The 9,514-nt window shown below is 69.3% G+C and carries 10 protein-coding genes; 4 read left to right on the top strand and 6 right to left on the bottom strand.

Translation table 11 applies throughout. The features are described from left to right. Positions 1-479, top strand: a 479-nt coding sequence (locus D7X74_RS35135) for a hypothetical protein (protein ID WP_120537362.1), incomplete at its 5' end; no start/stop codon positions are given. 113 nt (positions 480-592) lie between these two features. Here the strand turns inward: D7X74_RS35135 and D7X74_RS35130 are convergent. After that, positions 593-2,284 carry a hypothetical protein gene (locus D7X74_RS35130; protein ID WP_120537360.1) on the bottom strand — a complete coding sequence of 564 codons (1,692 nt, stop codon included), beginning with the start codon at positions 2,282-2,284 and terminating at the stop codon, positions 593-595. Between the two features lie 233 nt (positions 2,285-2,517). Between D7X74_RS35130 and D7X74_RS35125 the strand changes: the two genes are divergently transcribed. Together D7X74_RS35125 and D7X74_RS45400 are read left to right on the top strand one after the other, a co-directional pair. Continuing rightward, complete coding sequence (locus D7X74_RS35125; RefSeq protein ID WP_233602393.1) at positions 2,518-3,078, top strand: RNA polymerase sigma factor; 561 nt, start codon at positions 2,518-2,520, stop codon at positions 3,076-3,078. Further along, positions 3,075-3,389 carry an anti-sigma factor gene (locus tag D7X74_RS45400; RefSeq protein WP_120537359.1) on the top strand — a complete coding sequence of 105 codons (315 nt, stop codon included), beginning with the start codon at positions 3,075-3,077 and terminating at the stop codon, positions 3,387-3,389. The genes D7X74_RS35125 and D7X74_RS45400 overlap by 4 nt, the downstream gene beginning before the upstream one ends. Before the next feature lie 17 nt (positions 3,390-3,406). On the opposite strand, the gene D7X74_RS35115 is transcribed toward D7X74_RS45400, so the two are convergent. The 4 genes from D7X74_RS35115 to D7X74_RS35100 form a co-directional block, all read right to left on the bottom strand. After that, positions 3,407-4,315, bottom strand: a complete 909-nt coding sequence (locus D7X74_RS35115) for a CPBP family intramembrane glutamic endopeptidase (RefSeq protein ID WP_120537358.1) — start codon at positions 4,313-4,315, stop codon at positions 3,407-3,409. Positions 4,316-4,454: 139 nt separating this feature from the next. Next, positions 4,455-5,414 (bottom strand): M91 family zinc metallopeptidase, encoded by a 960-nt coding sequence (locus D7X74_RS35110; RefSeq protein WP_120537357.1) that lies wholly within the window; start codon positions 5,412-5,414, stop codon positions 4,455-4,457. Positions 5,415-5,644: 230 nt separating this feature from the next. Beyond that, the gene (locus D7X74_RS35105) at positions 5,645-6,205 is read right to left on the bottom strand and encodes a hypothetical protein (protein WP_147446793.1); all 561 of its coding nucleotides are present in this window, start codon (positions 6,203-6,205) and stop codon (positions 5,645-5,647) included. Between the two features lie 26 nt (positions 6,206-6,231). Further along, on the bottom strand, positions 6,232-6,843 hold the full coding sequence (locus tag D7X74_RS35100) for a hypothetical protein (protein ID WP_147446792.1): 612 nt from the start codon (positions 6,841-6,843) through the stop codon (positions 6,232-6,234). 580 nt (positions 6,844-7,423) lie between these two features. On the opposite strand from D7X74_RS35100, the gene D7X74_RS35095 reads away from it, so the two are divergent. Further along, on the top strand, positions 7,424-8,263 hold the full coding sequence (locus D7X74_RS35095) for a DUF5995 family protein (RefSeq protein WP_233596040.1): 840 nt from the start codon (positions 7,424-7,426) through the stop codon (positions 8,261-8,263). A gap of 98 nt (positions 8,264-8,361) precedes the next feature. Here the strand turns inward: D7X74_RS35095 and D7X74_RS35090 are convergent. Continuing rightward, positions 8,362-9,514, bottom strand: a 1,153-nt coding sequence (locus D7X74_RS35090; RefSeq protein WP_120537353.1) for a porin, incomplete at its 5' end; no start/stop codon positions are given.

Here is a 9,514-nt window from a genome sequence, read left to right as displayed (position 1 = left end):
CCCCCGCCCTTGTCTCGCTCGCAGGGATCCGCCCCGCAGCGAGGCGCATGGCGCACGCCGCCGCCTGGCTCATGCTGCTGGGCCTGCTCACCGGGGGCTATGTCTCCGCCGCGATGACGGGCAAGGTGCCCGCGGATCCGCAGATGGCGCTCGCCGCGCACCTGAACGCGCTGATGGGCACGTTCTTCCTGCTGGGCGTGGCGTGGACGCTGCCCTTGCTGAGCTATGGTCCTGTCGGGCAGCAGCGGCTGGCCTGGGCGGTCATCGTCGCCAACTACGCCAACTGGTCCATCACCTGCGTGAAGGCGTGGCTGCGGGTGTCGGGCGTGGACCTCATCGGGCAGGCCGCCAACGACACCGTGTTCGTCGCGCTCACCCTGTCCGTGGTGCTGCCGTCACTCGTCGCCACGGGCGCATGGATTCACGGCTTCCGCGCGGCCCGCCCGTCCGGGAGCGAAGCGGGCCCCTCCCCAGGGTGATGTCCGGCGGTGGCGGGCCCACCTGCCCGTCCTCGCGCTGCATCGAGGACTCGGACTGCTCCTGCAAGGGCACCCCGGGCTCCTGCGTGAACCGCGCCTGCGTCTACTGAGCGTCACATCGCCGTGCGGCTGAGCCGGATGTCGGCGCGGGCCCACGCCTTCTCGAACCCCTGACGCGCGAGGGCTGCCTCGCGCTCACGGCCCTGCCCCTCCAGCGACTGGGAGAGGCCGAACAGCGCCCACCCGTTGCCCGGATTGCGGCGCAGGTCCTCGCGGTAGACGGCCTCCGCCGCCTTCCACTGCTTCGCATCCAGCAGCGCCGCGCCCTGGTAGTGGCGCACGGGGTAGAACCAGTCCGCGGGCTCGGAGTAGGCCAGCTGGTCCGCGGCCCGGACCGCGTCCTCCCAGCGGCTCAGGGCGTCGGCGCAGCCCTGGCGCTCCGCGATGGAGGCCCCCAGCACCCGGGCCGCCACGTCCAGCACGTCCTTCGCGGAGTTGTTGCCCGCGGTCAGCGTGTCGGGCACCCCGGCCGCCAGCTTCTCCAGCTCCGCGTGGTTCGCGCGGGCCTCTTCGAACCGGCCCTTGGCCGCGAGCGCCAGGCCGTGCGAGTGCAACCACAGCCCCGTGAGCACCGGGTACTTCGCCTCCGGCCGGGGCTCCGCGAGCAGCGCGTCGTAGCGTCCGAAGCGCACCATCGCGAGCAGCGGCTCGGCGACGAAGAAGTCCATGCCGGGCATCTGTTCCAACATCTCCGGGCCCAGCACCCGCGCCGAAGCCCGGGCCGCGCGCAGCGACTCCTCGCTGCGTCCCTCCATGGAGGCGGAGAACGCGAGGAAGCCCCAGTTGTGGGCCAGATACATCGGGTAGTACCCGACGGGCTCCACCCGACGCAGGTAGGCCTCATCCGCCTGGACGGCCCGGCGGTTGCTCTCCGACGCCGCCGCGTACATGCCCACGCGCTGGTAGATGTGCGCCGGCATGTGCACGACGTGGCCCGCCCCCGGCATCAGCCCCGGCAGCCGGCGCGCCGACGGCAACGCCCGCTCCGGGTGCTCCGAAGCCTCCACCGCGTGGATGTAATAGTGATTGGCGCCCGGATGCTCCGGATTGCGCGCGAGCACCGTCTCCAGCCGGGAGACGATCTCCCCCGTCCCCGGCTCCGGCTTGCCGTCGAGCGTCCACAGCTTCCAGGGGTTCAGGTTCATCAAGGATTCGGCGAAGAGCACCTGGACGTCCAGGTCCCCCGGGAAGCGCCCGGCCACCTCGCGCATGGCATTGGCGTAGGCCATATTGAAGGGCTGCATTTGAGGAGGCGACCGGGGCTCCGGTCCCCCGTAGCGCTGGGACAACGCGCCGATGAGGGCCCGCTCCACCGGGGTCGCCTTGGGGGCTAGCGCCTGGGCCCGCTGCACGCCCTCCCACGCCAGCGCGGCCCGATCCGGCAGCATGGGCACGTTGTAGTTGGGCCCCAGCACCAGGGCCACGCCCCAGAAACACATCGCACAGGAGGGATCCAGCTGCGTGGCCCGGGCGAACGAGCGGGCGGCCTCGTCGTGGTTGAAGGCATACGCCAGCCGCAACCCCTGATTGAAGAACGCCTGGGCCTCCGGGGAGGCTGTCGTCACCTTGTAGGAGTAGGTGCCCAGGTTGTCGAAGAGCACCGCGCCCTTCGCGAGCGAGGTCAGGCTCAAGCCCTGGGTCGACATCTCGTGCGACTCGCGCGCGGGAGCCGCCAGGGCGCCGGCATGGGGGCCCGGCGCGAGCAGCAATGGCAGGACGAGGGCGGGAATCAGGGACGCGCGCATGGGGACCTCCGGAGTCCTCCTTGAAGATGGCGACGAATCCCTCCGGGACAATGCGCCGCCGGGCCACGCGCCGCACCGCGCCGTCCCCTGCACCTCCAACGACAATCCACGTCTTCCTTTGCATACAAAGACTGGCGCGCGACCACACGCCCCCGCACCCGTTCAGCGGGGTTGGACTCTCAAATAAAGGAATCACACCTGGGACGTATTCTTTCCAACCGAAGAGAGGCCCCATGGTGCAAGCAGCTTCTGATTGTTCCGACCGGGAGTACGCCGCTTTCGCCATCCGGCATCAGCCCATCCTGCTGGCGGTCGCCCGGAACATCTGTGGCCGGGGTGCCAATGAGTGCGACGACCTGGTCCAGGACGTGCTGCTCCGCGCCCTGCTGAAGTGGGACAAGCTCCAGGAATGGTCGGAGCCGGCGAAGCGCGCCTGGCTGGTGCGGGTGCTGCACAACCGCTTCCTGGATCGGTGCCGCCGCCGGGGAACGGAGGTCGCGAAGGTCCTGGGCTTGAGCAACGTGCACAAGCTCTTCGAGGATCCGGAGGCGCCGGACCCGGAGTTGTGGGAGTGCGTCACGGAGGCGGAGCTGCGGGAGGCCGTCTCGTCGCTTCCCCCCAACCTGCGCCGGACGTTCGAGTTGCACGCGCAGGGGCTGCGCCACGCGGAGATTGGCCAGCAATTGGGCGCTCCGGTGGGGACGGTGGGGACCTGGCTCTTCCACGCACGCCACCGCCTGCGGGAGAAGCTGCGCCGTTCGGCCGAGGCGCGCCGTGAGCGGGGACGCGGATGATCGCGGACTGCGCGAACCTCCCCTCCTTCGTGGATGGCCACCTGCCGCCGGAGGAACATGAAAGATTCCTCTCACACCTGCCCGGGTGCGAGGCATGCGGGGTCCGCTTCCACGACCTGCTCCAGCTCGACGTGCTGGGACGGCTGGCGATGGACGGCGCGGACGCCCCCCAGGAGGCCGCTGCTGTTCGAATGAGGAGACCCCACCTGAGGGCTCTCCGAAAGGAGCACGACCCCGCACGTTGTATGGGTGAGGTCACGCACGGGCCTCGCTCCGGGTTGGCTCGCCGGGAGAGGCCCCCAGGTCACTGAAGCATGGCGGGCCCGCATCAGACCGTGGGGCCCGCCGCCGCTGCCGGTCGTCCCCGCATGTCGAGCTGAGTGCCGGACGCAGTCACCGGCGGTGGGAAGCCCTTCCACCGCGTCAGGGCCACGACCGCCAGACCCAGCACGGCGACCGCGACGATGGAGCCCTCCAGGCCGTAGCGGCCGCCCGTGAACCACTCCGGACGGTCGTGGAAGACGGGCGTCCAGAAGCCCTTCGAGTCATTGCCACTCACGCCGAAACCCAGACACCCCAGCATCCAGTTCCACCCCAGGTGCACGCCCACGGGCAGCGCGAGGTGTCCGGTGCGCAGGTAGCACAGGCCCAGCATCCACCCCGCGAGGAAGGTGCAGAGCATCGCGACGGCCTTGGTGCTTCCGGCCATCTCGGCGCTGAAGGGATGGGCGAGGCAGAAGATGACGGAGAGCAGGACCTGCGCCCAGCGCACGCCCAGTCCGTCGATGGCCCGCTGGAAGGCATGGCCATGGAACAGCGTCTCCTCGAAGAGCGCCACGCCCAGCATCATCCAGGCCGCCTTCATGAGCACGGACGCGGACGCCGCCTCCGCCCACACCAGATGGAAGCCGCCTGAAATCCCGACGAGGAAGGCCACCGTGCCCACCAGGACGATGCCGCCCAGCACGCCCAGGCCCAGGTCGCGGCCCGCACGCCGGCCCAGGGACAAGCCGAGGGACGCGAGCGACCGCCGTTCGAGGCGCAGACAGAAGAGGCTCGCGAGGAGCGCGCCCAGGAACAGGTCCCAGGGCGAAGGAAACGCCTCGCGAAGGGCGGAGGGCAGCAGGCCGTGGAGCCAGAGGAGGCCGCCCCCCAACACCGCCGTCAGCAGGACGGAGCCCAGCGCCTTCCAGCCATTGCGCCAATGCCCTTCGCCGTCACGGAACACGAACCGCATGGGGGATCCCTTCAAGGGCCGGAGCGCACCCGCGCCCCCGGAGGGCCCGGGGCGCGAGGTGGGGATTCCGGCACACCTTCCTCACGGACGGCGCGAGGAAGGATTGCACGAAGGCGGGGGAGAGGGCTCCCCCGGTGCATCACTTCTCCAGGTCGCCGACGATCTTCCCGAAGGGCGACGGCTGGCCCCCGAGCTTCTGGAAGAAGTTCCGGCTGTCGGTGCCCTCGTCGTAGTTCTTGAAGGCCTCGTCGTTGCTGTTCTTCCCGTCGGGCTTCAGGCCCGAGTAGTCCTGGCGGGACGGCAGGCCGTGCTCGGCGCGGATGGCGTTCTCGGAAGGGGCCCAGTTGTTCTTCGTGTGCGGCGTGGGGCGCAGGCCGACGGTCTCGAACTCCTCCGTGAGGCGGAGGCGGTTGTCGACGGTGTCCTTCATGTTGGCCGAGTGCGCCGGGTGCTGCTTGAAGACGTCCGCGTTGCTGTGCTTGCTGGCGGCGAGCGGGCTCACCTGGAGGCCGTTGGACGCGCGCCAGGCGTGGACCGACTCGTGGCCCAGGCTGTTGAACCGGGGGCCGGAGGCATTCTCGTTGTACTTGATGTTGCTGGGCGTGCCGGCGCCGGGCTGACCGTCGAAGCGGTACGCCGGGCGGATGGACGACAGGGTGCCGTCGTTGCGGGGCGCATGCGCCATGGGCAGCGCCGAGTTGCGGCCGGAGGAGATGTCCGCCACCGTCAGCGGCTTGCGCAGCGTGCCCGTGGCGCCGGGGTTCACGGCCTGGGTGCGGCCGTTGAGCTCCGTCAGCATCTGGTTGCCCACCGGCTTGCTGGTCAGCTTGTTCGTGGAGTTGCGCACGTCCTGCGTGAAGTCCGCGAAGTCCGCGCCGGACTGGCCGCTGTCACGGCGGGTCCGGATGCCCTGGAGCTTCGGGTCCACCACGCCGTAGTCCGCCGGCTTGAGGTTGTTCTTGCCCGTCTTCAGCTCCGCGGGCGACACCGGCGCCTTCGGCTTGGCCGTCTCGGGCCGGGCGGGGAGGCTGTCACTGCGGGGGCGGGAGCTGGAGGAGGACGAGGAGGGCTTGGAGAATGAAGAAGAGCGGAGCTTCATGGGAGGGCCTCGGGAGTGGAGTGCGGCGACGAATCACCCCTACTGCACCCCGCGTGCCCACCGTTTCCCGGCCCCTGGCCCCGTGCGGCCGTCCTGATTCCAGGGGGTTGCGATGGAGCAGGCGCCTTCCCGGGCGCGGCCCCTGGTGTCTGGAGTCAGGGGCCTGATGTCTGGAGTCATCAGAGGGAACCCGCCCGGACGTGCCACCGCGGCGCGACGTGCATCGCGGCTCAGGGCTGCTCCGTCACCGTGAACTCGACCTCATCCCGGTCACCGCTGGACGACACGCTCGCGTAGGTATTCCAGAAGACCTTGATGACGCCGTCGGAGGGGGTCCCCTGCCGCTCGAACTCGAGCCGGTAGGTGACGTCGAACCGCTCGGCCCTGTCATCCCGTCCCGGTGAGTTCGCCAGGTTCTCTTCGCGCGGCAGCCCCTGCTCATCGAAGACCACCACGTCCTCATCCAGGACGGCCCCATCGCTTTCATCCACGAGCCTGACGCGCAGCCACGGGTAGACGACCTCCGCGCTGCTCGCATCGGGATTCGACCAGCGCCGACCCACGTTCAGACTGAGATAGGGCCAGGCCACCTTCGCCCGGGTGTCTGGCTTTGCGGCGGCCACCATGCGGAAGCGCCGCGAGCCCACGGGTTCGCTCGCGCTCAGCTCATGCATTCCGGAGGGCTCCCGCAGCTCCACGTACGTGTCGTAGTCCTCGCCGCAGGCCGGGGTCATCAGCGCGAGCCCCCCCAGCAACAGGAAGCGCCCGAGCATCGGAGGGAAGCAAGGCATCCGCGGGGTGGATTCCAGGGTCGGGGTCATGGCGCGGAAACGCTCACGGTGAAGCCCTTGGGCACGCTGCTGGTGTCCACCACGCGGGCATGGGCCTGCGCCGTCCACTCCAGTTCGACGGTGCCGGCGGAGGTGTTGTCCTGCATCTCGAAGTTCACGTTCGCGCGCCACTCACAGGAGGCCTGCAGTTCGCAGTCCGGGGAAAGGCTGGACACCCCCTCCAGGATCAAGGGCGTCTGCTCCGTCAGGATGCCGTACGCGGTCGGTCCGGAGCCGTCCTGTGAATCAGAAAGGATCACCTTCAGCCAGGGGCTCACCGTCTGGCTCGGGTCGGCGGGGATCCACCGCGCCGTGACCCGGACCGACAGGTCCGCTTCGGCTCGCTTGGCGGGCGGCCTGGTGGCCGAGGCCCGGACGATGAGCTGGCGCGTCGCCTTGGGCGCTTCGTTCGTGAGGCTCAGGGGCGCGCCCACGTGCTCCTCGGAGGCGACGTCCGGGGAGGTGGCCTGCGACGTGGCCACCACGCTGACGCAGGCGACGAACAACACGAGGCGGGCCGCCCAGAAACGGGCGCGGGAGCCCGGGGTCGCGGGCGGTGGGGCTGCTTCCGGGGAGGAGGGAGGACTCGCTCGACGCATGGTTCCGAAGCTCCAGGGTGACGGCTCCCGGGCGTCCACGTCCACGCCCGGGAGAGGTTGGGATCTTGCCGCACGGACCGCGTAAGTCGGGAAAACTACGACGGCGAAGTCATACCCGACTTGCACGGGAAGCTGGCATAGCAAGTTGGATGCCATGTATCGCCAGAGGGTGGAGGTGCCTGCGGACATCCGCGACGGATCCCGCACGCGACACGCGCGTCATACATGAAGCGCGGCGGCGAGAGCGAGCGTGGCTCGCGTCAATCCCTCTCCCGGCGTGACACAGGGGCCCCTGGAGGCGTCCACCGTCCCGGGCCGTGTGTCACGAAGAGGAAACGTCATGAAACATGGGACGAATGCGACTCACTCCGAGGAGTCCATCCGGACACGGGGCTTGTTTCAGTTTTACTGATAAATTGGTGCGCGTTTCACGTCGAGCAGTTTCCCCCAAGCTGCGGAGTCCCAGTCCATGGATGTGTCGCCGGTTCCCCCCCAACCGCGTCGGAAAAGCTCCTCGAACAAGCTCCACCTTCATGAAACAAGGGCCCCGGCGGACCTGGGGCCCATCCAGTTGGACGATGTGCTCTGGAATCCGGTGGATGCGGAACAGGCGCTGGAGGGTCTGGAGAAGATCCTCGGCCGGCTGAACGAGCGCAATGACTCACGCGCCATCTTCCTGGACATCTATGCCATCGTGACAAGGCGGGTCGTCCACCTGCTGAGCGCGCCGGGCGCGGGCGGGTTCCTGGAGCCGCAATGGCTCTCCCACCTGACGGGCCGCTTCGCGGAAGAGGCGCTGATCGCGGTGCGCGACTCGCTGCGCCAGTTGCCCCTGCCCACCGCCGCCTGGCGCTTCGCGACGTACTACCCGGCCGCGGGCCTCACGCGTCCCTTCCAGGACGCGCTGCTGGGCGTCAGCGCCCACATCAACCACGACCTGGGCATGGTGGTGTACGACAACATTGCCCACCAGACGCCCCCGGTGGACGCGCGCAAGCTGGCGCGCTACCGGCACGACTACTTCCACGTGAACGAGATCCTCCGCCAGTGCATCCCCGAGTGCCTGGACCTGCTCGCGGAGCGCTACAACTGCACCTCCACCCGGCTGGCCCTGCGCGTGCCCTTCAGCCGTCCGGTGATGGAGAAGGCCGTCATGCAGATGCTGATTCTCTGGCGTCAGCGGGTCTGGGACAACGTGGTCGGGATGCTGGAGGCGCAGTCGCCCGAGGAACTCCAGGCCATCGTGGAGCGCGTCCGCACGACGTCGGGCCGCATCGCCCAGGCGCTGACCGCGGAGAACGCCTTCTGGCTCACGCTGCGCGGTTCGGCGCCCCCCTACAGCCTGACGCTGGCGCCCGAGGCCTGGCCCGACGTGAGAATCCCGGAGCCAGTCGCGAACATCCCCCCGCTCGCGAGCTGAGCCGGCGGGGGCGGACGCCCTCACGACGAAGGGCCGAGCGAGGCCACCCGGGGCGGCATCCGCCCCGGGCACACCCGCTCAGCCCCTCTTGTCCCGGCTCAGTAGTTGAACTGGAGCTGGACGCGCGTCACGTGCCCCTGCTCCTGCTTGTAGGGGTAGCGCGACGAGGTCCGGTCCGCGACGAGGTACGCGCCCGTCAGCTCCAGCGCCTTGAAGATCTGCCACTCCACGCCCAGCTCCACCTCGCGCACGTCGTAGCGGGGGGCGTTGGTCTCGAACTTCTTGCCGCCCTTGTAGAGCGTGCCGCGCAGGTAGGGGATGAGCGTCATGCCGGCCACGTCATCCAGCTTGTACATGAGCTGCGCGTAGCCGCCGTGCAGGTTGCGGCTGTCGATGAGCAGCCCCTCGTCCGGGCCCGTCCCCAGGGACGGCCCACGGCCCACGTTGTACTCGGCCATGAACCCCAGGGGCTGCGGGTACACCATCAGGCTGACGATGGCGCGGGCATCCACCATGTCGGGACCGCGTGCGACCGCGTAGGCCGCGTCGTCGCGCGGGGCAGCGGCGAGGTTGAAGCGGCCGTAGTAGCCGCCCACGCCCATCTCCACGAACTGCTGGCCGAACTGGAAGGGATAGGTGACGCGCGCGACGGCGTGCGGGCTGTTGTTGCGCTCCGGCCGGTTGGCCGTCTGGCCGTTGTAGACGCCCAGGCCCACCACGCCGTAGTCGCCCGAGCCCTTCAGCCCGCTGTCGACCAGGTACTTGAAGCGCGCGCGGATCTCCGCGGGCGCCCAGTAGAAGAACACGCCAATGTCGCGCTCGTCCTTCAGCGCGCTGTTGATGGCGTCGTTGCGATCCAACGCGAGCCGGTTCTGGCTGGACTGGAGGTTCTCGAAGCCGAAGGGCACCTTCGACTGGCCCACCCGGAAGCGGAACTCCTTCTTCGAGTCCACGGAGATGTCCGCGTACCAGTCCCGGATGATGGCGACGTGGTACTGGTCTCCGATGACGGAGGCGAAGTCCGGCTGCAGGTAGATGGACACGTGCTCGTGCACGTCGCCGTAGAAGACGAGCCGCGCGCGGCGGAGGCCGAAGCCGTTGTCCTTGCCCAGGAAGCGGTCACCCTGGTCGTTGATGAGCGTGTCGTTCACCCGGAAGCTGGGCAGGCGGTTGTAGCGGACCTGCGTGTAGCCCCGCAGGTGGATGCGCTCGTACCAGGGCTTGTCCTTCTTCACCTCCGGAGGCGGGGGC

Origin of the sequence: Corallococcus sp. CA047B, assembly GCF_003612065.1 — a bacterium.
Taxonomy (GTDB): Bacteria; Myxococcota; Myxococcia; order Myxococcales; family Myxococcaceae; genus Corallococcus; species Corallococcus praedator.
The sequence above is the reverse complement of the archived record's forward strand: the minus strand, read 5'-3'. Positions and strand labels throughout refer to the sequence as shown.

What these genes read in the sequence shown, in the direction of transcription:
- D7X74_RS35110 (WP_120537357.1), bottom strand. Translation starts at nt 5,414, where the DNA reads ATGAAGCTCCGCTCTTCTTCATTCTCCAAGCCCTCCTCGTCCTCCTCC.
- D7X74_RS35125 (WP_233602393.1), top strand. Translation starts at nt 2,518, where the DNA reads ATGGTGCAAGCAGCTTCTGATTGTTCCGACCGGGAGTACGCCGCTTTC.
- D7X74_RS35100 (WP_147446792.1), bottom strand. Translation starts at nt 6,843, where the DNA reads ATGCGTCGAGCGAGTCCTCCCTCCTCCCCGGAAGCAGCCCCACCGCCC.
- D7X74_RS35105 (WP_147446793.1), bottom strand. Translation starts at nt 6,205, where the DNA reads ATGCCTTGCTTCCCTCCGATGCTCGGGCGCTTCCTGTTGCTGGGGGGG.
- D7X74_RS35115 (WP_120537358.1), bottom strand. Translation starts at nt 4,315, where the DNA reads ATGCGGTTCGTGTTCCGTGACGGCGAAGGGCATTGGCGCAATGGCTGG.
- D7X74_RS45400 (WP_120537359.1), top strand. Translation starts at nt 3,075, where the DNA reads ATGATCGCGGACTGCGCGAACCTCCCCTCCTTCGTGGATGGCCACCTG.
- D7X74_RS35130 (WP_120537360.1), bottom strand. Translation starts at nt 2,284, where the DNA reads ATGCGCGCGTCCCTGATTCCCGCCCTCGTCCTGCCATTGCTGCTCGCG.